At 66.2% G+C, this 25,111-nt stretch carries 23 protein-coding genes and 1 tRNA gene; 14 read left to right on the top strand and 10 right to left on the bottom strand.

Features of this window, described 5'->3' with window-relative positions; all coding sequences use genetic code 11:
* Nucleotides 1-77: 77 nt before the first annotated feature.
* Together EOW65_RS11505 and leuB are read left to right on the top strand one after the other, a co-directional pair.
* Nucleotides 78-965, top strand: coding sequence for an endonuclease/exonuclease/phosphatase family protein (locus tag EOW65_RS11505; RefSeq protein WP_240664651.1), 888 nt, complete (start codon nt 78-80; stop codon nt 963-965).
* A 73-nt stretch (nt 966-1,038) separates the two neighbouring features.
* The gene (leuB, locus tag EOW65_RS11500) at nt 1,039-2,145 is read left to right on the top strand and encodes a 3-isopropylmalate dehydrogenase (protein ID WP_128149557.1); all 1,107 of its coding nucleotides are present in this window, start codon (nt 1,039-1,041) and stop codon (nt 2,143-2,145) included.
* 63 nt (nt 2,146-2,208) lie between these two features.
* Here leuB and EOW65_RS11495 read toward each other — a convergent pair whose 3' ends face one another.
* Together EOW65_RS11495 and EOW65_RS20395 are read right to left on the bottom strand one after the other, a co-directional pair.
* A complete protein-coding gene (locus EOW65_RS11495; protein WP_128149555.1) occupies nt 2,209-3,384 on the bottom strand; it encodes a nucleotide sugar dehydrogenase in 1,176 nt (391 codons plus the stop codon).
* Between the two features lie 238 nt (nt 3,385-3,622).
* Entirely contained in the window at nt 3,623-6,613 is a 2,991-nt protein-coding gene (locus EOW65_RS20395; RefSeq protein WP_128149553.1) for a calcium-binding protein, read from the bottom strand.
* A gap of 245 nt (nt 6,614-6,858) precedes the next feature.
* On the opposite strand from EOW65_RS20395, the gene EOW65_RS11485 reads away from it, so the two are divergent.
* The 7 genes from EOW65_RS11485 to EOW65_RS11455 all read left to right on the top strand — a co-directional run bounded on the left by EOW65_RS11485 (nt 6,859) and on the right by EOW65_RS11455 (nt 11,591).
* The gene (locus EOW65_RS11485) at nt 6,859-7,473 is read left to right on the top strand and encodes a ribonuclease D (protein ID WP_128149551.1); all 615 of its coding nucleotides are present in this window, start codon (nt 6,859-6,861) and stop codon (nt 7,471-7,473) included.
* Nucleotides 7,454-8,410, top strand: a complete 957-nt coding sequence (locus EOW65_RS11480; protein WP_128149549.1) for a KpsF/GutQ family sugar-phosphate isomerase — start codon at nt 7,454-7,456, stop codon at nt 8,408-8,410. Before EOW65_RS11485 ends, EOW65_RS11480 begins: the two co-directional genes overlap by 20 nt.
* A complete protein-coding gene (locus tag EOW65_RS11475; protein ID WP_128149547.1) occupies nt 8,410-9,009 on the top strand; it encodes an LPS export ABC transporter periplasmic protein LptC in 600 nt (199 codons plus the stop codon). Before EOW65_RS11480 ends, EOW65_RS11475 begins: the two co-directional genes overlap by 1 nt.
* 10 nt (nt 9,010-9,019) lie before the next feature.
* Nucleotides 9,020-9,511: a lipopolysaccharide transport periplasmic protein LptA gene (gene lptA, locus EOW65_RS11470; protein WP_128149545.1), complete on the top strand. Its 492-nt coding sequence runs from the start codon at nt 9,020-9,022 to the stop codon at nt 9,509-9,511.
* Nucleotides 9,508-10,284 (top strand): LPS export ABC transporter ATP-binding protein, encoded by a 777-nt coding sequence (gene lptB, locus EOW65_RS11465; RefSeq protein ID WP_113898432.1) that lies wholly within the window; start codon nt 9,508-9,510, stop codon nt 10,282-10,284. Before lptA ends, lptB begins: the two co-directional genes overlap by 4 nt.
* Nucleotides 10,285-10,515: 231 nt before the next feature.
* Complete coding sequence (gene hpf, locus EOW65_RS11460; RefSeq protein WP_113898433.1) at nt 10,516-11,091, top strand: ribosome hibernation-promoting factor, HPF/YfiA family; 576 nt, start codon at nt 10,516-10,518, stop codon at nt 11,089-11,091.
* A gap of 35 nt (nt 11,092-11,126) precedes the next feature.
* The gene (locus EOW65_RS11455; RefSeq protein ID WP_128149543.1) at nt 11,127-11,591 is read left to right on the top strand and encodes a PTS sugar transporter subunit IIA; all 465 of its coding nucleotides are present in this window, start codon (nt 11,127-11,129) and stop codon (nt 11,589-11,591) included.
* Between the two features lies 1 nt (nt 11,592).
* Here EOW65_RS11455 and EOW65_RS11450 read toward each other — a convergent pair whose 3' ends face one another.
* From EOW65_RS11450 to cysQ, 7 genes are all read right to left on the bottom strand, one after another.
* Nucleotides 11,593-12,987 carry a nodulation protein NodH gene (locus EOW65_RS11450; protein ID WP_128149541.1) on the bottom strand — a complete coding sequence of 465 codons (1,395 nt, stop codon included), beginning with the start codon at nt 12,985-12,987 and terminating at the stop codon, nt 11,593-11,595.
* A 1-nt stretch (nt 12,988) separates the two neighbouring features.
* Complete coding sequence (locus EOW65_RS11445) at nt 12,989-14,686, bottom strand: DUF5927 domain-containing protein (RefSeq protein WP_128149539.1); 1,698 nt, start codon at nt 14,684-14,686, stop codon at nt 12,989-12,991.
* Nucleotides 14,687-14,696: 10 nt separating this feature from the next.
* Nucleotides 14,697-15,677, bottom strand: coding sequence for a glycosyltransferase family 2 protein (locus EOW65_RS11440; protein WP_206364061.1), 981 nt, complete (start codon nt 15,675-15,677; stop codon nt 14,697-14,699).
* A 214-nt stretch (nt 15,678-15,891) separates the two neighbouring features.
* Nucleotides 15,892-16,926, bottom strand: a complete 1,035-nt coding sequence (locus tag EOW65_RS11435; protein WP_128149537.1) for a glycosyltransferase family 2 protein — start codon at nt 16,924-16,926, stop codon at nt 15,892-15,894.
* 18 nt (nt 16,927-16,944) lie between these two features.
* A complete protein-coding gene (gene galE, locus EOW65_RS11430) occupies nt 16,945-17,931 on the bottom strand; it encodes a UDP-glucose 4-epimerase GalE (RefSeq protein WP_128149535.1) in 987 nt (328 codons plus the stop codon).
* Between the two features lie 6 nt (nt 17,932-17,937).
* Complete coding sequence (gene galU, locus EOW65_RS11425; protein WP_164880077.1) at nt 17,938-18,831, bottom strand: UTP--glucose-1-phosphate uridylyltransferase GalU; 894 nt, start codon at nt 18,829-18,831, stop codon at nt 17,938-17,940.
* A 228-nt stretch (nt 18,832-19,059) separates the two neighbouring features.
* Nucleotides 19,060-19,857, bottom strand: a complete 798-nt coding sequence (gene cysQ / locus EOW65_RS11420) for a 3'(2'),5'-bisphosphate nucleotidase CysQ (RefSeq protein WP_128149533.1) — start codon at nt 19,855-19,857, stop codon at nt 19,060-19,062.
* 123 nt (nt 19,858-19,980) lie between these two features.
* Here cysQ and EOW65_RS11415 point away from each other — a divergent pair, with 123 nt between their 5' ends.
* Entirely contained in the window at nt 19,981-20,802 is an 822-nt protein-coding gene (locus EOW65_RS11415) for an ABC transporter permease (protein ID WP_128149531.1), read from the top strand.
* Here EOW65_RS11415 and EOW65_RS11410 read toward each other — a convergent pair whose 3' ends face one another.
* On the bottom strand, nt 20,803-21,834 hold the full coding sequence (locus EOW65_RS11410; RefSeq protein ID WP_128149529.1) for a LacI family DNA-binding transcriptional regulator: 1,032 nt from the start codon (nt 21,832-21,834) through the stop codon (nt 20,803-20,805).
* 276 nt (nt 21,835-22,110) lie between these two features.
* On the opposite strand from EOW65_RS11410, the gene EOW65_RS11405 reads away from it, so the two are divergent.
* The 4 genes from EOW65_RS11405 to EOW65_RS11390 all read left to right on the top strand — a co-directional run bounded on the left by EOW65_RS11405 (nt 22,111) and on the right by EOW65_RS11390 (nt 25,028).
* Nucleotides 22,111-22,187, top strand: a tRNA-Arg gene (locus EOW65_RS11405).
* A gap of 149 nt (nt 22,188-22,336) precedes the next feature.
* A complete protein-coding gene (locus EOW65_RS11400) occupies nt 22,337-23,209 on the top strand; it encodes a hypothetical protein (RefSeq protein WP_128149527.1) in 873 nt (290 codons plus the stop codon).
* Between the two features lie 134 nt (nt 23,210-23,343).
* Entirely contained in the window at nt 23,344-23,703 is a 360-nt protein-coding gene (locus tag EOW65_RS11395) for a plasmid mobilization protein (RefSeq protein ID WP_240664649.1), read from the top strand.
* Entirely contained in the window at nt 23,697-25,028 is a 1,332-nt protein-coding gene (locus tag EOW65_RS11390) for a relaxase family protein (protein ID WP_128149525.1), read from the top strand. The genes EOW65_RS11395 and EOW65_RS11390 overlap by 7 nt, the downstream gene beginning before the upstream one ends.
* The last annotated feature ends 83 nt before the right edge of the window (nt 25,029-25,111 follow it).

Raw genomic sequence — 25,111 nt, 5'->3', positions numbered from 1 at the left:
TGGCCCGGCCCGCCGCGGCCGAGAGCCTGCGGCTCGCCACCTGGGACGCCGGGCTCAGCCGGCGCGGGCCGGGGCTCTTGCTGGCCGACATCGAGACGGGCGCGCCGAAGGTGGCCGCGGCGGTGGCGCTGATCGCCGGGGTGCGGCCCGACGTGCTGTTGCTCACGGGCTTTGACTGGGATCACGACGGCATGGCGCTTGCGGCCTTTGCCGCGGCGCTGAAGGCGGCCGGGCTCGCCTATCCGCATCGCTATGCGCCCCGCCCGAATGCCGGGATGCAGAGCGGGCTCGACCTGGACGGCAACGGCCGGACGGGCGAGCCGCGCGATGCGCAGGGCTATGGTCGCTTCACCGGGCAGGGGGGCATGGCGCTGCTGTCGCGGCTGCAGTTGCGGGCGGAGGCCGCGCGCGACTTCTCGGCCGTTCTCTGGGCTGATCTGCCCGGCAATCTGATCGACGGCGCCGGCCTTTCACCCGGGGCGCGGGCGGTGCAGCGGCTGTCCTCGACCGGGCATTGGGATGTGCCGCTCGTACTGCCCTCGGGGCGGGATCTGCACCTGCTGGCCTTCGCCGCGACGCCGCCGCTCTTCGACGGGCCCGAGGACCGTAACGGCCGGCGCAACCGCGACGAGACCGCTTTCTGGCTGCGCTATCTCGACGGCGCGTTGCCGGTGCCACCGCCGCTCGCACCCTTCGCGATCCTGGGGGATGCCGATATCGACCCGGTGGCGGGCGAGGGGCGGCGGGACGCGTTGGTGGCGCTGCTCGCTGACCCGCGGTTGCAGGACCTGCGGCCGGCAGGTGCGAAGGGCACGGCCACGGCCCTCTATGGCGCGCCGCTGCGGCTTGATTACATCCTGCCTTCGGCCGATCTGACGGTCACCGGCGCGGGGGTGATCTGGCCGGAAACGGGCGAGACCCCACCGCGCCGCGCCCTTGTCTGGGTCGATATTTCCCTGCCCTGAGGGGGGCTGCGCTTGACCCCGGGCGGGGCATTCGCTAGGCCGCTTGCAACCCTTTTTTCTATGGGAGGAAAGCATGTCGAACCCCTCTATCCTGATCCTTGCCGGCGACGGCATCGGCCCCGAAGTCATGGACGAGGTGAAGAAGATCATCACCTGGTACGGCGACAAGCGCGGCCTTGCCTTCGATGTGACCGAGGATCTCGTCGGCGGCGCCGCCTATGACGCGCATGGCGTGCCGCTTACCGACGAGACCATGGCCAAGGCACAGGAAGTGGACGCGGTCATGCTGGGCGCCGTGGGCGGCCCGAAATACGACGTGCTCGACTTCTCGGTGAAGCCCGAGCGTGGCCTGCTGCGCCTGCGCAAGGAGATGGACCTGTTCGCGAACCTGCGTCCGGCGCAGTGCTTCGACGCGCTCGCCGACTTCAGCTCGCTGAAGAAGGACCTGGTCGCCGGGCTCGATATCATGATCGTGCGCGAACTGACCTCGGGCGTCTATTTCGGACAGCCGCGCGGCATCTTCGAGGAGAACGGCGAGCGCGTCGGCCTGAACACGCAGCGCTACACCGAAAGCGAGATCGCCCGCGTCGCCCGTTCGGCCTTTGAACTTGCCAAGCGCCGCGACAACCGCGTGACCTCGGTCGAGAAGGCGAATGTGATGGAATCGGGCATCCTGTGGCGCGAAGTCGTCACCGCGATCCGCGACGCCGAATATCCCGAGATCGAGCTGAGCCACATGTATGCCGACAACTGCGCGATGCAGCTGGTGCGCCGGCCGAAACAGTTCGACGTGATCCTGACCGACAACCTGTTCGGCGACATCCTGTCCGACTGCGCCGCGATGCTGACCGGCTCGCTCGGCATGCTGCCCTCGGCCTCGCTCGGCGCGCCGATGGCGAACGGCCGGCCGAAGGCGATGTACGAGCCCGTGCACGGCTCGGCCCCCGACATCGCCGGCCAGGGCAAGGCGAACCCGATCGCCTGCATCCTCAGCTTTGCGATGGCGCTGCGTTACAGCTTCGACCAGGGCGATGAGGCCACCCGTCTCGAGAAGGCGGTCGAGAAGGTGCTGGCCGATGGCGTGCGCACCGCGGATCTGATGGGCCCCGAGGGCGGCACCCCGGTCTCGACCACCGAAATGGGCGCGAAGATCCTTGCAGCGCTGGACGCGAGCCTCTGATCCTTGCGGAAATGACGAAGGGGCAGCCTGCCGGCTGCCCCTTTTGCATGTCGTCCGGGGGGCTCAGTCGGCGCCGAAGAGGTCGCGGGTGAAGACCTTGTCGGCGACGTCACTGAGTTCGGGCACCATCCGGTTCGCCAGGATCAGGTCCGACGAGGCCTTCAGCTCGGCCAGGTCATGCGTCACCCGCGAGCCGAAGAACTCTGCGTCCTTCATCGCCGGTTCGTAGACGATGACCTCGACGCCCTTCGCCTTGATCCGCTTCATGATCCCCTGGATCGAGCTTTGCCGGAAATTGTCCGACCCCGCCTTCATCACCAGCCGGTAGACGCCGACGCGCTTCGGCTTCCTGGCAAGGATCTGCTCGGCGATGAAGTCCTTGCGGGTGCGGTTCGCATCGACCACCGCCTGAATCAGGTTCTGCGGCACATGCGCATAGTTCGCCAGAAGCTGCTTACTGTCCTTCGGCAGGCAGTAGCCGCCATAGCCGAAGGAGGGGTTGTTGTAATAGTCGCCGATCCGCGGGTCGAGGCAGACGCCGTCGATGATCTGACGCGAATCCATGCCAAGCGACATCGCATAGCTGTCGAGCTCGTTGAAGTAGGCGACGCGCAGCGCGAGGAAGGTGTTGGCGAACAGCTTGATCGCCTCGGCTTCGGCGGAATCGGTGAGCAGCACGGGCACATCCGGGTCGAGCGCGGCTTCCTTCAGCAGTCCGGCAAAGGCGGCGGCCCGGTCCGAGCGTTCGCCGACCACGATCCGCGACGGATGCAGATTGTCGTAAAGCGCGCGGCCCTCGCGCAGGAATTCGGGGCTGAAGAGGATGCGGTCGGTGCCGAGCTTGGCGTTCAGCCGCCCGGTGTAGCCCACCGGGATCGTCGACTTGATGATGATCGTCGCCGCAGGCGCGATCGCGAGCGCCTCCTTCACCACCGCCTCGACCGAGGAGGTGTCGAAATAGTTGGTGGTCGGATCGTAGTTCGTCGGCGTCGCGACGATGACGAACTCGGCATCCTCAAAGGCCACGGCCGGGTCGGTCGTCGCCATCAGGTCGAGCGGTTTCTCGGCGAGGTAGTTTTCAAGCTCGGTGTCGATGATCGGGCTTTTGCGGGCGTTCAGCATCTCTACCCGCGCCGGATCGACATCGAGGGCGCGGACCCGGTTGCGCTGCGCCAGCAGCACCGCATTCGAAAGGCCGACATAGCCGATGCCGGCGACTGCAATTTTTCTTCCAGACATGTGTTCAAAGACCCGTTTTCAAGATCAGGTGGTGGCCGGGCAAATGCGGCATCACCTAAAGGGCTAGCATCCGGCTGTCTCATTGGGGAGGGGAATTGCGGCGAAATCCGTCTCGGCCTGCGGCATTTCTGCGGCATCGGCCCCGGCCGGCGCCGGATTGCGGCGCACTGACCGTCGAGGCCACCATCTTTCGGGCGTGGCTGCCCGGTTCCGGCGGTTTCTGTGCGTGCCGTGCCGGTCAGAGCAGGAAGATATCCGCGGCATGGAGGTCGGGGTGGGTGGTGAACTCGGCCACCAGCTGCGCGCGGATGTCGCCGGTTCCGTCCGGATCGTACCAGAGTTCGCCGCTGTCGTGATCGTAGAAGAACCGGACATTGGCGTCCCGGGCCTCCGTGCCCTCGGCGAAAAGCGCGTTGCCAAGCCGGCCGGCGCCGATGCCGGTGAAGACGGCCATGCGCATCATCAGCCGGTCGCGTCCGGGTTCGAAGTCGAGGATGGTGTCGACATTCATCCCGCCCGGCCTTTCGTCGAAGACGAAGGCATCCGCGCCGGAGCCGCCGACCAGCGTGTCGGTGCCATCCCCGCCGATCAGGGTGTCGTTCCCCCGGCAGCCCTCGAGCCGATTATCGCCCGCGTTGCCGGTGAGCACATTGGCCAGCGCATTGCCGAAACCGTCCAGATCGGCTGCCCCGGTCAGGGTCAGGTTTTCGATATGGGCAACGTTGTTCAGCCGGTAGGTGACGCTGCTGAGGATGGTGTCCGTGCCCCGCCAGCGGGGCGCCTCGACGATCACGTCATCCGTCGAGTCGACGACGAACTGATCTGATCCGGTCCCGCCCACCATGCGGTCGACGCCGGCGCCGCCGATCAGCGTGTCGTTGCCGGCGCCGCCGAACAGCCGGTCGTTTCCGGCGCCGCCGAAGAGGGAATCGTTTCCGCCGCCGCCGATCAGGGTGTCGTCTCCGTTGCGCCCGGCAAGATAGTTGTCGCCATCATTGCCGGTGAGCACATTCGCCAGTGCATTGCCGAAGCCGTTCAGGTTGCGGGTTCCGGTCAGGGTCAGGTTCTCGACATCGGCGAAGTTGTTCAGCCGGTAGGTGATGCTGCTCATCACCGTGTCGGTCCCGGGCGCGCCGGCCTGCTCGATGACCCGGTCGCCCGGGTTGTCGACCCAATATCGGTCCGAGCCGTTCCCGCCCGCCATGCGGTCGGCGCCGGAGCCGCCGCCGAGCGTATCGTTGCCATCCCCGCCGATCAGGGTGTCGTTCCCCCGGCAGCCCTCGAGGCGATTGTCGCCGTCATTGCCGGTGAGCACATTCGCCAGCGCATTGCCGAAGCCGTTCAGGTTGCGGGTTCCGGTCAGGGTCAGGTTCTCGACATCGGCGAAGTTGTTCAGCCGGTAGGTGATGCTGCTCATCACCGTGTCGGTCCCGGGCGCGCCGGCCCGTTCGACGATCACGTCGCCCGGGGCGTCGACCCAATATCGGTCCGAGCCGTTCCCCCCCACCATGCGGTCGGCGCCGGCGCCGCCGATGAGGACGTCGTTGCCGGGGCCGCCAAACAAGGTGTCGTCGCCGCCGCGTCCGTCGAGCCGGTCGGGTCCACTGCTGCCTTCGATGCGATTGGCCAGATCGTCTCCCAGCACCTCGGAGACGGACGTGGCGGGCGCGGGTCCGGTGGTGTCGTCCGGATCCTCGGGCAGGTAATGCGCGATGCTGATGATGCCGTCCGCGACAAGGGCCGCAACGCCGATCGGCCGGCCATCGCGCGAGACGATGGTCAGGCTCTCGCGGCCGAAGGTGATCGTGGCGCCGGTCGCGGTCTCGGTGATCGTCAGCTGCGAGACCGAGCGCAGCATCGGCCAGAGCGACAGGTCGATGCGGTCGTTGGCGATGTCGAAGCCGGTGATGACGTTGCGCATCCCGTCGGGCGACAGCACGAAGATGTCGGTGCCGGCACCGCCGATCAGCGTGTCGGTGCCGGTGCCGTCGAGCAGCACGGCGCCGTCGCTGCCGGCCTCGATCCGGTCGTTGCCGGCGCCGCCGTCGATCACGTTGCGCCCGGCGCCGGCCCCCGAAAGCGTGTCGGCGCCGCGGCTGCCGAGGATCGTCGCGCCAAGCGGACCGAGCGTCGCCTCGAGCGTGGTGATCCCGGCCTCGGTGCCGCTCGCCACGTGGATCTGCACCGCCTCGTCGGTCGCGGTCATCGCCAGCGCCGAGATCGCGTCCAGCGTCATGTCGGCGCTGTCGGCCATGGTGTCGAGCAGCAGCAGATAGCCGCCGGGCAGCAGCTGGAACAGGCTGACGCCGTTGTCCGATCCGCTGACGGCGATGAAGCTTTGCCCGTTCACCTCGGTGATCGCGAGGTGTGAGGCATTGGCAAAGCGGGTGCCGAGATCGTCGATCACATGGTCATGCGCGACAAGGGCGCCGGTTGCCGTGATCTCGACCACGCTCAGGCTGTTCGAGGTGGCGCCGGTGAGCACCGCATAGGTGATACCGGCGACCGTCGTCGTCTGCATCTGCACCGCGCCGGCGATGCCGAGGCCGCTCGTCACGTCGAGCCGCGCGGTCTGGGTGACGGCGCCGTTCGGCCCGACGGAATAGACGGCGAAGGCGGTGGCGCCGTCGAAGCCCGCCAGCAGATAGGGGGTGCCGTCGATCCGCACCTGCCCGAGGCTGGTCATCCCGGTGGCCCCGCCGATTGCCGTGCTCGACAGGGTGACGCGGTCGCCAAGCGTGCCATCCGCCCCGACCTGCCAGCGCTCGAGCCCGTCCGAGCCATGCACCGCGCCGAAGGCGAAGCGGCGGGTGCCGACCTCGACCAGCTCGATCTCGGACAGGCCCGGGGGCAGGGCGGTGGTGGCGAAACTGCGCGTGCTGGCGCCGAGGGTGCCGGCATCGTCGATCGTGACTCCGGTCAGGCCGTTCCCGCCGACGCCGGTGAGGGTGACGACCTCGCTTTCGCCATCGAAGGAGACCACCTCGATCGCCGGCTCCACCCCGGTCACGGCGGCGCCGGCCAGGGGCTTGCTGCTGACCAGATCGAGCCCGTCGCCGGCCGTGTCGAGCTCCCACACCGCGAGGCCGAGCCCGTTGCCGGGGCGGGTGACGGAGAGGACCCGGGGCCCGTCGGGCCCGGGCTCGACGACGAGATCGGTGATCCCCTCGAGCCAGGTGTCGCCCGCCGCTCTTTCGGTCCCCAGATGGGTGAGTCTGACCTCCGCCATCCTGCGATCCCCCGTGTTCGCCAAGGCGGAATGATGCCCCTGTCGCCGTTAACAGCGGCTGAGCGGAATGTGGCGGAAACGAGGCTTTTGCATCCGATTTGAATGACATTGTGCGGACCCGGCCGGCGGCGGCACGGCCCGAAACCGCCGGTCACGGCCTTTTCTGGTGGCGTGCCCTTGCGGTCCGGTGGCAAAGGCGCTTGATACCGCCTATATCTCGCAAGACAGTATCGAGGGGGACCGGCGTGGCCATCCATCTGCACAAGAACGACCTGCCCGAGGGGCTCGACCTCGGTCCGGTGGTCGCGATCGACACCGAAACGATGGGGCTCGATCCGCGCCGCGACCGGCTCTGCCTTGTGCAGATGTCCTCGGGTGACGGCAACGCGCATCTCGTGCAGATCGCCAAGGGGCAGACCGAGGCGCCGCGGCTGTGTGCGATGCTGGCCGATCCGGCGGTGGAAAAGCTGTTTCATTTCGGTCGCTTCGACATCGCCGCGCTGTACAACGCCTTTGGCGTGGTGACGGCGCCGGTGTTCTGCACAAAGATCGCCTCGCGCATGGTGCGCACCTTCACCGACCGGCACGGGCTGAAATATCTGCTGCAGGAGCTGGTGGGCGTCGATGTCTCGAAGCAGCAGCAGACCTCGGACTGGGGCGCGGCCGAGCTGACCCCGGCGCAGCTCGATTATGCCGCCTCCGACGTGCTCTATCTGCACGCGCTGAAGGCCGAGCTGGTGAAGCGGCTGGCCCGCGAGGGCCGGACCGAGCTGGCGCAGGCCTGTTTCGATTTCCTGCCGGCGCGCGCGCGGCTCGACCTGATGGGGTGGGACGAGCCCAATGACATCTTCCACCACTGATTATCTGGCCACCGGCCGCAAGGTCATCGCGATCGAGGCCGAGGGGCTGACGGCGCTGGCCGCCAGCCTTGACGACAGCTTTGCCCGCGCGGTCGAGACGATCCTGAAGGCGAAGGGCCGGGTGATCGTCTCGGGCATGGGCAAGTCGGGCCATATCGCGCGCAAGATCGCGGCGACCTTCGCCTCGACCGGCACGCCGGCGCAATTCGTCCACCCGGCCGAGGCAAGCCATGGCGACCTTGGCATGGTCACCCGTGACGACGTGGCGCTGATGCTGTCGAATTCGGGCGAGACGCCCGAGCTCGCCGACATGATCGCCCACACCCGGCGCTTCTCGATCCCGCTGATCGGCGTGGCAAGCCGGCCCGAGTCGACGCTGCTGCGGCAGTCGGACGTGGCCCTCGTGCTGCCGCAGGCGCCCGAGGCCTGCGGCTCGGGCGTGGTGCCCACCACCTCGACGACGATGACGCTGGCGCTTGGCGATGCGATTGCGGTGGCGCTGATGGAGCATCGCCACTTCACCCCCGAGATGTTCCGCACCTTCCACCCGGGCGGCAAGCTCGGTGCGAAGCTGTCGAAGGTCTCCGACCTGATGCACACGGACATGCCGCTGGTCGGTGAGATGACGCCGATGTCGGAGGTGCTGCTCGAGATCTCGCGCAAGGGGTTTGGCGTCGTCGGCGTCACTGACGCGCGGGGCGATCTGGTCGGCATCATCACCGACGGCGACCTGCGCCGCCACATGGCGGGGCTGCTCGACCACAGCGCGGCCGAGGTGATGACCCGCAATCCGCGCACCATCACGCCGGGGGTGCTGGCCGAGGCTGCCGTCGCGGTGATGAACGAGCGCAAGATCACCTGCCTCTTCGCCGTCGACGGGCGGCGCCCGGTCGGCATTCTGCACATCCACGACTGTCTGCGCGCCGGAGTGGTCTGATGGTGTTCGACAACCGCCATTCGCGGCTCGTGGCCCTGGCCAAGGTGGCCCTGCCGCTCGCGGCGCTGGCGCTGTTGTCGACGCTGTTCCTGTTCTCCGACAAGGTCGATCCGACCACCGCCACGCCCTATGCGAATGTCGACGTGACCGAGCTGGCGAACGAGCCGCGGCTGACCACCCCCGAATATTCGGGGCTGACCGAGGATGGTGCGTCGATCACGGTGAAGGCGAAGACCGCCTTTCCCGGTGCGAAGGGCGGCTCCGGCGCCAGCGCGCAGGCGATCGTCGCCAAGATCGAGGCGAAGGACGGCCTGGTGACCGACGTGACCGCGAAGGCGGGGGTGATCGACCCGCAGGCGGGGCAGATCCACCTGAGCGACGGCGTCGCGGTGCAGACCTCGACCGGCTACCGGATGAGCACGGCCGCCGTCGACCTGGCGACCGACCGCTCGACCCTGGTGGCGCCCGGTGCGGTCTCGGCCGAGGCGCCCTATGGCACCATCACCTCGGGGGCGATGCAGATGTCGCGCGCCACCGCCGAGGCGCCCTATGATCTGGTTTTCAACGGCGGCGTGAAGCTGGTATATCAGCCGCAATGATGAGGTTCCGATGCGTTTCTCCGCCGTTCCCGCCGTCCTGCTGTGCCTTGCGTTCCTGCCCGGGCCGGTGCTTGCCCAGCAGATCGCGCTTGGCGGCATCCGCGCCGATGCCAAGGCTCCGGTCGAGGTGACGGCCGACAGCCTTGCCGTGAACCAGGCCGACGGCAGCGCCACCTTCACCGGCAACGTGCTGGTGGTGCAGGGCGGCATGCGGCTGAAGGCGGCGGTGGTGGATGTCGAATATGACCCGAAGGACCGCAGCAAGATCACCCGCATGCATGCGACGGGCGGGGTGACGCTGGTGTCGCCCGCCGAGGCCGCCGAGGCGAAGGAGGCGGTCTATGACGTCGCCGCTTCGAATGTGGTGATGACCGGCGACGTGTTGTTGACCCAGGGCCAGAACGTGATGTCGGGCCAGAAGCTGACCGTCGATCTGAAGACCGGCACCGGCCAGATGGACGGGCGGGTGCGCACCATCCTGCAGCCGGAGGCGAAGAAATGACCGATCTTGATCCGGTTGCGGATCTCGGCCTGACGGCACCGGCCGAAGCGGGCGGGCTGCGCGTCATCAATCTGCGCAAGAGCTATCGCAAGCGGCTGGTGCTGCGCGATGTGTCGCTGCATCTCGAGCGCGGCGAGGTGGTGGCGCTGCTCGGCCCGAACGGCTCGGGCAAGACCACCTGCTTCTACGCCATCGCCGGGCTGATCAGCCCCGACTCGGGCAAGGTGACAATCGACGGGCGCGAGGCCACCGGCCTGCCGATGTATCGCCGCGCCCGCATGGGCATCGGCTATCTGCCGCAGGAGGCCTCTATCTTCCGCGGCCTGACGGTCGAGCAGAACATCATGGCGATTCTCGAGATTGCCGTGCCCGAGCCGCACCGGCGGCGCGAGCGGCTCGAGGAGCTGCTTGGCGACTTCTCGATCGCGCATCTGCGCCAGGCGCCGGCGCTGGCGCTCTCGGGCGGCGAGCGGCGCCGGGTGGAGATTGCCCGCTGCCTCGCCGCCGATCCGAAATATCTGCTGCTCGATGAACCTTTTGCCGGCGTCGACCCGATCGCGGTGAGCGAGATCCGCGCTCTGGTGTCGCACCTCAAGGAACGCGGCATCGGCGTGCTGATCACCGATCACAACGTGCGCGAGACGCTGGAGATCGTCGAACGGGCCTATATCCTGCACGATGGTCAGGTTTTGATGTCCGGAACGACCGATGAGGTGGTGCGCGACGAGAACGTCCGCCGGGTTTATCTGGGCGAGAATTTCCATATCTCCTGAGGGGTGCTGCGGCGCGGCGTAGGTCCCCCGTTGACACCCCCGCCGTTCCGTTCCCAAATGAGACAAATGCGTGAACACCGCCCCCTTTCCCGAGCGAGCGCGCCGCTTCAAACCCGGCACCTTTGGGGCTTTGCTTCATCGGTGCAATGTGGCAGTTCCCCCAAGGATTTAACCAGCCTGCCGCGTGGACGCATCGTCCCGCTTGCAGGTCACTGACGTGAAGGAGAAGCCATGCGTTACCAGATCAGCGGCAAACAGATCGATATCGGGGAAGCGCTGCAAAGCCATGTGAAGTCCGAACTGGGCGAGACCGTGGACAAGTACATGCAGCGTCCGACCGATGCGACTGTCGTCTTTTCGCGCAATGCGCATGAATACATCTGCGAGGCCACGGTGCACCTGTCCACCGGTCTCACCGCTTCCGCCAGCGGGCGCGCCACCGAGGTCTATGCGGCCTTCGAAGCGTGCCGTGAGAAGATGGACAAGCAGCTGCGTCGCCACAAGCGCCGCCTGAAGGACCACCACAAGGAACGTTCGGAGCCGGTTGAATTCGGTGCCGCGGATCTGTATGTGCTCGCCTCGGATGAAGACGACGCGACGGCCGAGGACGAAAGCCTGACCCCGGTCATCGTCGCCGAGATGGAGACGCGCGTCCCCACGATCTCGGTCGGCGAGGCGGTGATGCAGATGGAGCTCGCTTCGAAGCCGCTGCTCGTCTTCCGCAACGAGAAACATGGCGGGGTCAACGTCGTCTACCGTCGTGACGACGGTCACGTTGGCTGGATTGACCCGCGCCACAGCAAGTGAGCGTCTGATCCATGACGGGCGCAGAAAAAGGACAGATGGATCTTTCGACATTGCTCAAGCCGGATGCCGTCAAGGTGCTGGCCACCGTGACGAGCAAGAAGCGCCTGTTCCAGGACCTTGGCGACATCGCGCATTCAGCCTACGGGCTGGATGCGATCCAGACCGTGGACGCGCTGCAGGAGCGTGAAACCCTTGGCCCCACCGGCGTGGGGCATGGTGTGGCGCTGCCGCATGCGCGTCTGCACGGGCTGAAGACGGTGATCGGCGTGTTCCTGCGGCTCGAGAAGCCGCTCGATTTCGACGCGGTCGACCGGCAGCCGGTCGACCTCGTCTTCGCGTTGTTCGCGCCGAAGGATTCCGGGGTCGAACATCTGAAGGCACTGGCGCTGGTGTCGCGCACGATGCGCAACGCCGAGACCTGCGCCAAGCTGCGGGCGAACACCGACCCGGCGGCGCTGCACGCGGTGCTGACCGCGGCGCAGGGTGCGCAGGCGGCCTGAGTCAGGCCACCTTCCAGTCCGAAAATCCGAACTGCATGAAGTCGCGCGTGTAAGCCTCACGCGCGGCTTTTTCCAATGACGGGGTCCAGATCTGGGCAAGTTTCACCGGCGCGGTGTCGCCGTCCTGCGCCACGAAGGCCGGCGCCTCGACCCCGGCGGCGTGGGCGAGATAGGCCAGATCCCCGGCGAGCTGGTCTTCGCGCGCGACGAGATCGGGCGGCGAGATCTGGGCAAAGCCCTGCAGCGTGGCCGACTGGCTGGCCCAGAGCGCGTGCACCGGCAGGCTCGTTTGCGCGTTCAGGTTCGATTTCAGCCAGATCAGGAAGGCCTCGAGCCCGTCGGCCCAGTCGGCGGCGGGCAGGGTCTTGCCTTCGGCGGGTAGCGGCAGCTTGTAGGTGTCGCGCAGCACGGTGCGGATCCCGGCCATGTTGTTCCAGCTCTGCACCGCGGCAAAGGCGAGATGGGCGCGCAAAAGCGGATGGCGCAGCACGGTGAAGCTGCGGTGCCCGGGGTGCTGGCGCTTCCATTGCCGCAGGGTCTTTTGCGAGAAATCTTCGGTCAGCGCCCCAAGCCCGCCAAGCCAGGCACGCAGCGGCCCGTCCGCGGTCGGGCGCAGCGGCATGTAGAGCAGCCCCGCCTCAGAGCCGATGAAGCCCGGCACGTTCGGGCCGCGGCGCGGCTCGAAGTTCGGCGTGCGCGACAGGTTGAAGCGGTCCATCCGGGCAAGCGAGGCTTCCATCTCCGGGAAGTTCGTCACCTTCTCCTCGAGCGCCTCGGGGTTCTGCACCACAAGGCTCGAGGGCAGGGCGCTCAGCCGCCCCTCGACGCCCAGCCAGGCGGCGAGCCCGTTCAGCACCGCAAGATCCTGCGCGTCCTCGTAGTCGATATAGAAAGCGCTTTGCCCCGACACCTGCAGCGCATGCATCAGCATCACCTGGAACCCCTGCAGCTCGGCCAGGTGCGTTTCGAAGTCCGCGGCGTCGAAGGCGGTGCGGGCCGCCTTGCGGTTCCTGGCATCGCCCAGCTTCCACTGCCCGGTGGCGCGGGCGATCTGCAGACTGACATAGCTCTCGATCGGGTTGCGGGTCAGCACGATCTTGGCGCAGCGCGGATCGTCCAGCATGGCGCTCAGCACGCGCGCGTCGTGATCGTGGAAGTAGCGGCAGCCATTCAGCCCCGGCGCCGTGCGGATCCGCTCCCACAGCACCAGCGGGTCGGCATCGCGCTCTGCCCGGCTGACGCCGAGGAGCGATGTCTTCTTCGGATAGCCGATCAGCTCGGGGTTGAACGGCTCGCCATGGCAGCTGACGCCGTCAAGCAGGTTCAGCGCCGCCTCGAGCAGATTTGAGCCGGTACGCATCTCGGCAAAGATCACGAAGCTGTCGAAGGAGGCCATGTCATTTCACCAGATAGGGGCGCCCGCGGCGCGTGTGTTTCGGATGCGGGTCATCGCCCACCGGGAAGTCGCCCATCAGGCGCGGCTGCATGCCCTGGTTCTTCAGGTTCTGCAGGAACTGGCCGAAGCCGGTCAGGTCAACCATCTGCGGCGCCTCGGTCAGCCGGCGGGTGCTGCGCGGGCTGATCTCGTCGATGATCGTCTGCAGCGGCTCCATCGGGTTCTCAATGAAATCGGCCATGGTCCAGATCCGCACCCGGGCCTTCACATACATCGAGCGCAGGATGTCGAGGTGATAGGTCTCGATCCGCTGCAGCCGCGCCGCCTCGCGCCGGATGTCGCGGAAGTTGCGGTTCGAGCGGAACAGCGGCACCGCCCAGGCTCCGCTGATCACCGAGATCTGCGCATTCGGATCGGTGGCGGTGAACCAGTCGATCGACTGGTTGTCGCGCGGCGAATACATGAAGCACTGCCGCTCGCCCCGCGCGTTCCAGATCAGGTTGGCGAGGAAGCCGCGCGGGTTGTAGTCACGCAACTTGGCGCTGTCGGAGAGGCAGCCGCTGAACATCGTCTCGCCGCCGCCGAACTCGACCCGGTCGGGGCCGAAGAGATGGCCGTGCACGCGGGCGACGACGTATTTCGACAGCCAGCCCTCGAAGTTTTCGAAAAGATCGGAAAAGCCCTGAAACACCGAGTAGGGCGCCGAGGTCTTGCCGTTTTCATGGTCCTGGCGCGGGAATCGGCTTTGCATGTAAAGCCCCGGCCGGCCCTTGGTGCGTCGCTCGACCGCCTTCGAGAACAGCCGGTCGATCTTCGCCGGGTTCGGCTCGGCCGGCGGGCTGATGGCGGCGCGGGGGCTAAGGAAGGTGGCGTAGAGCCGGTCGGCCTTGGGCCAGATCTTGCGCGCGACGAAGCAGTCCGAGCGGCGCAGGAGCTGCAGGTGATCGTCGTAGAAGATGTGCGGCTTGCCCTGATAGTCGAACTTCGACAGCGTCAGCGAGCGGCTTTCGATGCTGGTGGCGTAAAGCCGGGCGAGCGACTGGAAATAGCTTTCGTCGGGGATCCAGACGCGCTTGAAGAAGCGGTCGTACATCGGCCGGTCCGGGTCTTCGAGGATCGCGCTCAGCGTCTGCCTGGTCAGGCACCACCACTGGCTGCCCAGATGCGGCACGAGCCCCGCGGGCAGTCGCCGCTTGACGCCGATGCGGCGCTGGAAATCGACATAGCGGTCAAAAAGCCGGCGCTGCGTCTTCCAGGAAAACGGGAAGCGCAGGGTGAAGCGCTCCATGTCCATGCCGCCCACCGTCCAGCCGACCTCGGCGGTGGTGACGCTTTCGATGAAATCGGTGTGCGGGCGGGCATCGAGATAGGCGACCAGCTCCTCGACCGGGCGTAGTGGCAGGCACGAGCCCGAGGCAAGGAAGACATGGCGCACTTCGGCGTGGCGGGCAAGCATCTGCTCGGCCCCCGACTGTGCCGCGGCGACCAGGGAAAAGGTGCCCCATTCGCACTTGTAGCGCTTCGAGAACGAGACGGTGTCGAGGTCTGCCAGGCTTTTGCCGAGCGCGGCATAGTCCTTTGCCGGCACCCGTGCGTCGACGTGGATCACCACCGGCGCGCCACTTTCGGCCCAGTAGCGCGCGACCTCTGCCGCCCGGTGCAGCGCCGTGTGGCACATCATCACGAACCCGACTGTCACCGCCGCCCCCTCACGCCCAGTTGCCCTTCGACATGAGCCCGAGAATCTCGAGCTGGCGCCAGTTGATGTATTTCTCGGACCATTTCGTCCACAGGTCCGGCTCGGTGCTTAGGGTCTCCTGATAGGCGGCATATTCGCGTGAGCCGGAATAATGCTCGCGCCGTTTCATCTCTTCCGCCACCTTGGCGGTCAGCGGCGAGAGGAACTTCGCGTGCAGCAGGCAGCCCGAGGCTTTTTCGCCGCCCCATTCATCATAGACCATGTTCAGCCCGCGCGGCAGCAGCATGTGGGTCGAGGAGGCGAAGACGAAGTCGCGCTCCCATTTCACCAGCGGGATCTTGTTCAGCGAGGGCGCCGCCTCGGGCGTCTTCGAGAAGAACATCCGCGCCCGCGGCCCGCCCTGGATCCACAGGTTCTGGAAATACCAGTTGCGTTCGATCGTGTAGTTGCCGGCGTCGAACCAGGCGGCGATCTCGAAGGGATTCTGGCCTTCGCGATAGGGCACGGCGTCGATCGGCCCCTTCGGATACATGTCGAGCAGCATCGCCGGGAAGGAGCGGATGTCGTAGGTGTCGAGCCAGTCGGTCAGCGCCTCGATCGGGCGGGTGTCGCAAAACGGGTAGACGAAGAATTCGTCCGGATCGACGGTCAGCGTCCAGTGCCCGGTGCCGTAATGGCGCAGCAGGTGGTTGAGCCAGTCGACGCCGAAGGACGCGGCCTTGTAGCTTGCCCCGGTGCTCCACAGCGAGACATCCTCCTGCGCCTCGAGATAGGCGGCCGAGCCGTCGTCCGAGCCGTTGTCGACGATCAGGAAATGCCTGATGCCCAGATTGCGATAGTAACGCAGGAAATAGGGCAGGCGGATGCGTTCGTTGCGCAGGGTGACGAAGGCGAGGATGTCAGAGGGCGCAATCGCCTTGGTGCGGTCGATGACGGTGGTCAGCTCCCGCCGCTTGCGGAATGCGCGCAACTGACGTCGCCGGCGCTCCATCCTCAGGCGATATAGGCTTCTCAGGTTCACCGACCGTCTCTCACCCAGCAAGCTGCACAGGAGGCAATGTCGGACGGAGTGCTATTGAAACAGGGTAAACAGTTTCCGGATCGGAAACCTTTTCCGCTGTTGCCTGCCCATCCCGCCCAGCCTCATCAAATCCTTGGCAGAATAGGCGCTCCCGGCCGGCGCGTAAACAATTGCCTCAGTGCGGTCAACGGTTTGGCCCGGACCAGTTGCCCCGCGTCATCAGTCCGAGCGCCTCGAGGTCACGCCAGTCGGAGAGCCGGTGCGACTGCGCATCGCACAGGACCGGATCGGCGATGATCCCGTCATAGTAACCATCATAGCGCTCGGCATGGGTGAAATGCTCGCGCCGCAGCTTCTCGTCGCGCGATTTCGCGATCACCTCGCCCAGGAACTTGGTGTGCAAAAGCACCCCGGTCGGTGCGTCGAGGCGCGCGTCGAAGCCCGCATTCAGCCGCCGCGGCAGAGCGATATGGGTCGAGCTGACATAGGCATAGCGCCAGTGCCAGCGGATGAGCGGGGTCTTGTGCAGATGCGGGGCGCGGTCCGGGGCGTCGGCGAAGAAGACCCGCTGCCGGACTCCGCCGCGGATCGAGATATTGCCGAATTTCCGCTGGTATTCCCAGTCGTAGCCCTCGGCATCGAAAAGCGGCAGGGCCTGTGTCGGGTCTTCGCCGGGCGCGGCATGGGCGGTGGACAGCGGCCCCTCGGGATAAAGGTCGAGCATCATCGCCGCCATCATCGGCAGGCCGCGGGCATCAAGCGCCGCGGTCAGCTCGCGCAGCGTCGCGCGATCGCCATGCGGAATCAGCAACAGCTCGTCGGCGTCGACGGTCAGGCACCAGTGCCCGCTGCCGTATCGCGCGAGCAGCCCGTTCAGCCAGTCCATCCCGAAGCGGGAACCGCGATAGCTTGCCCGGGTCGTCCAGAGCGAGACGTCGGGTTCGGCCGCCAGCGCGTCGATGCTGCCGTCGGTGCTGGCATTGTCCACGAAGAGGAAATGATTCACCCCGAGCGCCCGGTAATGGCGCAGGAAGAACGGCAGTCGCGCCGCCTCGTTCCGGATCGTGGCGAAGAGAAGGATATCCCCCTTGCGGATCTGCGCCGTCCGGTCGACGCGCGACGTGAGATGACGTCGCCGCCGCCGGATCGCGCGGGCCAACAGGTAGCGGCGCTTCGCGCGCAGCCGCCCTGCCTGCCACAGATCGGCAAATGACGTCATGGCACCCCCCGTGGGGTGTCATTTTTCATAATGGCCGCTCTGATGCCAGCGCCAAGCATCGGCGATCATCGTCGCGAGCTCGGCGCGCTTCGGGGTCCAGCCCAGCGTGCTGACCGCCTTGGTCGAGCCCGAGACCAGCACCGCGGCATCGCCCGGCCGCCGCTCGCCCTCGAGGATCGGCACGTCGCGGTTCGTCACCGCCCGCGACTGCGCGATGACCTCGCGCACCGAGAAGCCCTTGCCGGTGCCGAGGCAGAACACCTCGGAAGGTTTGCCGGCCTCGAGCCATTTCAGCCCGAGCACATGCGCGTCGACCAGATCCGAGACATGGACATAATCGCGGATGCAGGTGCCGTCGGGGGTGGCATAATCCGAGCCGAAGACGGTCAGCGCCGGGCGCCGCCCGTCGATCGCGTCGAGCATCAGCGGGATCAGGTGCGTTTCGGGGCGGTGGAATTCGCCGACCTCGGCCTCCGGGTCGCCGCCCGCCACGTTGAAGTAGCGGAAGATCACTGAGCGCAGCCCGTGGCTGGCGCCGAAGTCGCGCAGCATGTCCTCGATCGCGCGTTTCGAGCCGCCATAGGCGTTGATCGGCATCTGCCGGGTCGTCTCGTCCAGCACCACCCCGTCCTGATCGCCATAGGTGGCGCAGGTCGAGGAGAAGACGAAATCGAGGCAGCCGGCGGCGACCGCCGCCTCGATCAGGGTGAGCGAGGAAAGCACGTTCGCGCGCCAGTATTTGCCGGGGTCTTTCATCGACTCGCCGACGAGGCTGAGTGCGGCGAAATGCATCACCGCGACCGGCTGCCATCTGGCAAAGACCTCGTCGAGCCGCGCGCGGTCGGCAAGGTCGCCTTCCTCGAGCGGGCCGAACTTGACCGCATCACGCCAGCCAGTGACGAAGCTGTCATAGGTAACGGGCACATAGCCCACCGCGCGCAGCGCCTTGCAGGCGTGCGAGCCGATGTAGCCGGCACCGCCGGTGACCAGAACGTGCTTGTCCATCGTCGCTTACTCGGCCGCCTTCTGCATCGCCATGATGTCGCCGAGGAAGCCCGCGAACTCATCGCGCAGGTCGGGGCGCGCCAGGCCGAAGGCCACCGTCGCCTGCAGGAATCCGGCCTTCGAGCCGCAGTCATAGCGCTGGCCGCGGAAGCGGAAGCCGTAGACCGGGTTGCCCTTGGTCAGTTCCTCGGCGATCGCGTCGGTCAGCTGGATCTCGCCGCCGGCGCCTTCCTTCTTCTGGTTGAGGTTGTTCATCACCTCGGGCGTCAGGATGTAGCGGCCGATCACGGCGAGGTTCGAGGGCGCCTCTGCCGCCTTCGGCTTCTCGACCATGTGGCGCACCTTGACCATCTGGCCGTTCTCGCTCTCGATGTCGAGGATGCCGTAGGACGAGGTCTTGTCCATCGGCACTTCCATCGCCGCGACGACGTTGCCGCCGGTTTCGGCATGGGCTTCCATCATCTGCTGCAGGCAGGGCGTGTCAGCGGCGATCACGTCATCGGTCAGGATCACTGCGAAGGGCTCGTCGGCGACGAGCTTGCGCGCGCACCACACCGCGTGGCCAAGGCCGAGCGGGCGGTTCTGACGGACATAGGCGATGGCGCCGGAATCCATGTTGGTGGCCTGGAGCGCTTCGAGAAGCTCGGTCTTGCCCTTCTTGCGCAGCGACTCTTCGAGTTCGGGGGCGTCGTCGAAATAGTCTTCAAGGGCGGACTTGCCGCGCGAGGTCACGAAGATGAATTCCTTGATGCCGGCCGCACGGGCCTCGTCAATCGCGTATTGAATGAGCGGCCGGTCGACCAGGGTCAGGATCTCTTTCGGGATCGCCTTGGTCGCCGGGAGGAAGCGGGTCCCGAGGCCGGCGACAGGGAAAATCGCTTTCGTGACCTTGCGTTTCATTATGCACCTTTTTGATATGAGCCTGCCGGCTCGCGTAGACACCGCGATATTCTCGTCCAGAACAGGCGGGTTCTCAAGCGCGCTGCAGAGCGGAAAAATCAGTTGAGGAAAAAAGCCGCGGATTTCAGCTCATTGTTGCCGGAAGGAGACCTTCCGGTGGGGGGGGGCACATCCTGCGGCGGGCTGGGACTGCCGCGGCGAATCGGGGTGACGCCGCGGCAGACCGGGTCACTTTGCCAGCAGCACACCGGGGGCATAGGCGATGAAGAACGGATTGGCGAAGCCGTCCTTGCCATAGACGAAGGGGGCGTGGTCCTCGAAGCGGACCATCTTGCCGCCGGCGCCGCGCAGCACCGCATCGCCCGCCGCGGTGTCCCATTCCATGGTGCGGCCGAGGCGCGGGTAGAGATCGGCCTCGCCGGTGGCGACGAGGCAGAACTTCAGCGAGGAGCCGGCCGAGGTCATGTCCTTCACCGCATAGCGCGCGATGTAGTCATCCGTCGCCTGGTCGCGATGCGATTTCGAGGCGACGACCATCAGCCCGCGGTTGTCGGGCACCGAGACGGTGATCGGGCGCTGCTCGCCGGGCGCGTCCTTGGCGAAGACGGGGCCGACCTCCTCGACCGAGCGGCCGTCGGCGAGGGTGTAGAACAGCCGCCCCTTCGCCGGCGCATAGACCACGCCGCGCAGCGGCACACCATCCTCGACATAGGCGATGTTGACGGTGAAATCGCCGCGGCGCTGGACGAATTCCTTGGTGCCGTCGAGCGGATCGACGATCAGGAAGGTGCTGACATGCTGGCCATGCGAGGCGGCCTGCTCCTCGGTGATGAGGGCCATCTGCGGGAAAGCCTCGGCGAGCCCTTCCGAGATCAGCGCGTCCGCGGCCTCGTCCGCCTCGGTGACCGGAGAGTTGTCGGATTTCGACTTCACCTCGAATTCGGGGGAGGTGTAGATCTCCATGATCTTGTCGCCGGCCTCGAGGGCGAGCCTGCGCATGATCGTCACCAGACGGTCGAAATCCATTTTACACTCCATTCCGGCCACATCCGGGCCCAATTGCCATGCTCTGTCCGAGAACTTAAGGTGAGTGACAAGGGATCGGCAAGTTTTCCGCGCCAGAATCGTCACAGGGAGCAGGGCAGCAGCATGTTCAGGGCGGAGCGCAGCAAGAGCACCCTCGGGTCGACCTTCAGTCTGCTGGAGCTGATCTACCATGCGACGGTGCGCCATATCCGTCGCTCGCAGGGCAATGCCATCCTCGGTCTGCTGCGCAACATGGTGCAGACCTTCCTGCTCGTGGTGAGCTTTTACGTGATGTACACGGTGCTCGGCATGCGCGGCAATGCGATCCGGGGCAACTTTCTGCTCTACATCATGAGCGGGATCTTCCTCTACCTGACCCACACCAAGGCGATGGGCGCGGTGTTCGGCGCCGAAAGCTCGACCTCGGCGATGATGAAACACGCGCCGATGACCACCGCCGTCTCGATCACTGCCGCGGCGCTGAGCGCGCTTTACCTGCAGGTGCTGTCGATGGTGGTGGTGCTCTACATCTACCACGCCGCCTGGGGGCCGATCGAGATCTATGACTGGGTCGGCGCGATGGGAATGGTGCTGCTGTCGTGGTTCACCGGGGTGGCGCTCGGGCTCGTGTTCCTTGCGGCCAAGCCCTGGGCGCCGGGGTTCGTCGGCATCGTGCAGGCGGTCTATTCCCGCGCCAACATGATCGCCTCGGGCAAGATGTTCGTGGCGAACAACCTGACCCACAAGATGCTGGCGCTGTTCAGCTGGAACCCGCTGTTCCACACCATCGACCAGGCGCGCGGCTACACCTTCATCAACTACAACCCGCATTTCTCGAACTGGCACTATTCGCTGATCGTCGGGCTGGCGCTTTTGATGATCGGGCTGATGGGCGAGTTCTATACCCGGCAATATGCCTCGCTCAGCTGGAGTGCGCGGCGCTGATTAGCGCCGGCGGATCGTGTCGCCCAGCTGCAGCACGGGTTCGAGTTCGATCACCTCGCCGCCGATCATGCCGCCGTGCGGGCGCCCGGCGATGATCTCGGCGGCCTTGCGGCCGATCTCGCGCCGGCAGGCGTCCATCGTGGCCAGCCGCCGCGGCAGCCCCTCGAGCAGGTCGACGCCGTTGAACCCTGCAAGGCCCAGCCGTTCGGGCACGTCATAGCCGTTCTCGAGGCACCACAAGAGCCCGCCCGCGCCGATCATGTCGTTCGAGTAATAGAGGAAATCGAGGTCGGGGTTGCGCGCGAGGATCGCCTGCGTCATCTCGCGCCCCTTCAGCAGCGCCGAGCCGCCCGAGTAGAACTCGGTGTCACTCACCGCGAGACCGGCCTCGGCGAGCCCCTCGCTGAAGCCCTCGAAGCGTTTGCGGGCGCGGTGGTCCTCGGGCATCTTGGTGCCGAGGAAGCCGATCTTGCGATAGCCCGCGGCGACGATCGCCTCGGCCATGTGCCGCCCGGCGCGGCGGTGCGAGATGCCGACGACCGAGTCGACCCCCTCGCCGTCGACATCCATGATCTCGACCACCGGCACGCCGGCGTTTTCAAGCATCGCGCGCGCCGCCTCGGTGTGCTCGAGCCCGGCGATGATCACCCCCGAGGGGCGCCACGACAGCATCTCGTAGAGCACGGCCTCTTCCTTGTCGGGGCGGTAGTTGGTGACGCCCACGACCGGCTGCAGCCCGGTGTCCTCGAGCTCGGCCGAGATCCCCGAGAGCACCTCGGGGAAGACCAGGTTCGACAGCGACGGGATGATCACGCCGACCAGATTCACCCGCTGTGAGGCCAGCGCGCCGGCGATCTTGTTCGGCACGTAGCCGAGCGTGCGCGCCGCTTCGAGCACTTTCACGCGTGTCGCTTCCGACACGTCGCCGCGGTTGCGCAGCACGCGGCTGACCGTCATCTCGGAGACCCCCGAGGCCTCGGAAACGTCACGCAGGGTCAGGGGGCGGCGCGGGTCGGCTGGAAAGCGGGCCAATCGAAAACCTTTCGTGAATGCCTCTCATCCTTAGCGCCAAATATTTCCGTTGCGCAAGCGGCTGGCAAGCGCTATGTTAGCGATAACGGTAACGGGCGAGACTCCGAAAAACCCGAAGCCGAACAGCTGCCGCGTGTAGACTCCGATCGCAGCAGGGAATTGAGGGGGGGAGCGGTGGGCCAAAACGCTCCCCCTTTTCATGTCCGCAGTTTCGCCCTGCTCTTCCTGTCCGCGCGCTTGCGTTTCGGCAGTTTTCCTCGCAAAAGAGACGGGTGTGGCCCCGTGGCTCAACTGGATAGAGCAGCCCCCTCCTAAGGGGCAGGTTACAGGTTCAAGTCCTGTCGGGGTCACCATTTATCTTTGTTTTTACAGTGCCTTATCCGAAATTCGCTGCTGCGGATTTCAGGGTTCTACGTGAATTTCCGACTTCTGACGCGGAACACGCAGGGAACGCTTGCACAAACCCTGCACAGTTTGGCCCTAGAATTTTGTGGGGCGCAGCATGAGCTGGAAGGTCGCGAACCTCTGTGCCGAGCGGAAATTCGGCAGCCCCGTGCGTAAGCAGATCATCATGTTCCTGGCCGATAAGGCCAGTGATGACGGTTCAGGGATCTGGTGCTCCAAGGGCACCGTGCAGCGTCACACCGAATTAGGCGAGAGTACGGTCAAGCGAACGATCACCGATTTCCTAAACGAAGGCATCCTGATCGAGACCGGGCGCCGCGCCTGCAAGAACGGCTACACCGTGATTTACCGGATCGTGTTGTCGGCGATCTCGGGCCTCGAACCCATCGCGGAACCCGACGATGAGCCCCCCACCGACACGGGGTTCTCAGCGGACGGGGTCCAGAGAGAACCCAGAACCGGGTCCGCTCTGGACGGGGTACCGGGTCCACAGCGGACCCCAAACCATCCTAAAACCATCCAGAAACCTCCTCCGCGCGCGAGCGCGCTCGAGGCCAAGGAGGATCCGGAATTTGAAAAGGTCTGGCACTGCTACCCCGAGGATAGGCGGCGCGGGAAGGCTTTTTGCCAAGCCTCCTACCGGCGAGTGGTCGATGCTGGCAGTTCGGCGGCGGAAATCGCTAGCGCAGTTCGGGCATATGCTCAGGAAAGCGCGGGTTACACGCGCTCGAAAGTCAGCTTCTCGGATAATTGGTTTCGTCAAGAACGCTGGAAGGCGCATGCTGAGGCGCTTCGCGCTCAGAGCGAGGCCGCGGCGGAGAGCCTCGAAGGACAGCTCGAACAGTTGGCGGGATGGATCAAGGGGCAAAACTATGTTTGCCGCCATATTACCACGAAACAGGCCCGGGCGGTGCTGGCGAGTGGCCTCGTATCGCGAGCTGAGATCGAGAGCGCTGGGGTGCGGTTGTGAACGGTCCCGCGGCAGTTTCTCAGATGAAAGGCTTGGCTTATGAGCAAAGAGCAAGGCGACCCCTGTCATACGCGGACGCTTCTGACCGGGGACCTTGCGAGGGGCGGCAAGCCTCCCCTTCGAACCCCACCGGCGTGGGCGATGCCCCCGCCAAGGAGCGGCTGAGCGAAATCTTCGTCTTTCGCTGCACCCCGACCGAAAAGGCCGTGCTTCGGGCCAAGGCCGAAGCGGCGGGCCTGTCGGCGGCCGATCTGTTGCGCGAGGCTCTGGGCCTGACCGAGGTCCGCCGGCGCAAGCCGATCCCCCGCGCCGCGCCAGAGCTGGTGCGGGCGGCGGGGCGGATCGGCGGCAACCTCAACCAGATCGCCCGCTGGCTCAACCGGGCCGCGCGTGCCGGCGAGAGCCGCCAGATCGACGCCTTGCAGGTCGCTCGGCAACTGGTCGCCATCGAGCGCCAGCTTGCCCGGCTGATCGAGGGAGACCGGCGATGCTGATCAAGTTCTTTCCGAACGGCAAGGGCACCGGGGCCGGGCCTGTTGGCTATCTCGTCGCGCGCGAGGTGCTGGCTTACGATGAAAACCGAGATCTGATCCGGGGCGACGATGGCCAGCCGCTGACCGTAATCCGCACCCCCTTGCCCGAGGTGCTGCGCGGCGATCCCGGGCGCACTGAGGCGCTGATCGACGCCTGCCCGCATGACTGGAGCTATCGCGCCGGCGTCATCGCCTTCACCGCCGAGGACGCGCCGAGCGAGGCCGACCAACAGCAGGTCATGGACCGCTTCGAAGAGCTGGCCTTCGCCGGGCTCGACCCCGACCGCTACGACATGCTCTGGGTGCGCCACAGCCATGAGGGGCGGGTTGAGCTGCATTTCTGCACGCCACGCATGGAGCTGGAGAGCGGCAAGAGCCTCAATATCGCACCGCCCGGCTATGAACGCGCCTTCGACAGCCTGCGCGACCTGATGAACGAGACACACGGCTGGACCGATCCGATGGACGCCTCGCACGCGCAGGAGGTGCGGCGGGTGCAGGAGCGTCCCGACAGGGCCGAGGGGCGCGAGGGGCTGCAGCGCTGGATCCTCGATCAGATATCTGTGGGTCTGATCGAGGATCGCGCCCAGATGGCCGCCGCGCTGACCGAGGCGGGCTTCGAGCTGCCGCGCCAGGGCAAGGATTACATCACCGTCAAGGACCCGGAGACCGGCGAGCGCTGGCGGCTGAAAGGGGAGATTTTCCATGAAGACTGGCAAGCCGGGCCCGATGCGCCTGAGCGAGAAGCTGAACGCGGAGCTGGACACGATCCGGGCGGAAGCCGCCGCCTCGATGCGGTCTCAACTGACGCGCTTCAGGCAGGATTTGCAGAGCATTGCGACCGACGCGCGCGATACAATCGAGAGCGATACCCGGAGCTTCCTTCTGTGGAACGAGCAGGTGCTGAACAATCGGCGCCAAGAGATCTTGCGCGGGATGCGGCGCGCGCCCTGGGCGATGGTGGGGATCTTCCTCCTGAACTTGGTGATCTGCATCGGGCTGAGCTGGCTTTGGAGCCGGGCGTTGATCCCGGACAGATTGGGCTTTCTGGGGCCGTCGATGCAGATCGAGGGGGAGAGCTACCTGTTGTTGCCGCCCGAGACGGCGGAGCTGCGTCAATGCACGGTGATGGGGCAGGTGATGCCCTGCTTGCGGGAGAGGAGACCCTGAATGGAGGAGGCGATGACCGCGCTGGAGCGCGAATTGCTGGGCTACGTCGAACGGTTGGCGAGCGCCTGCGAGATGAGCTACTCCCGATCCCTTGGACAGTTTCCGGGATGATTTAAGCTACTCTCTGCGCCTGCTGGTCGGTTTCGATCTGGTTGAAGTAGACCACGGCGGGCGGCTTTCCGCCATGGGCGGCGTGGGG

This window comes from Paenirhodobacter ferrireducens (genome assembly GCF_004022265.1).
In the GTDB taxonomy this organism is placed as follows: Bacteria; Pseudomonadota; Alphaproteobacteria; order Rhodobacterales; family Rhodobacteraceae; genus Rhodobacter; species Rhodobacter ferrireducens.
This window is presented reverse-complemented; position numbering and strand designations above follow the sequence as displayed.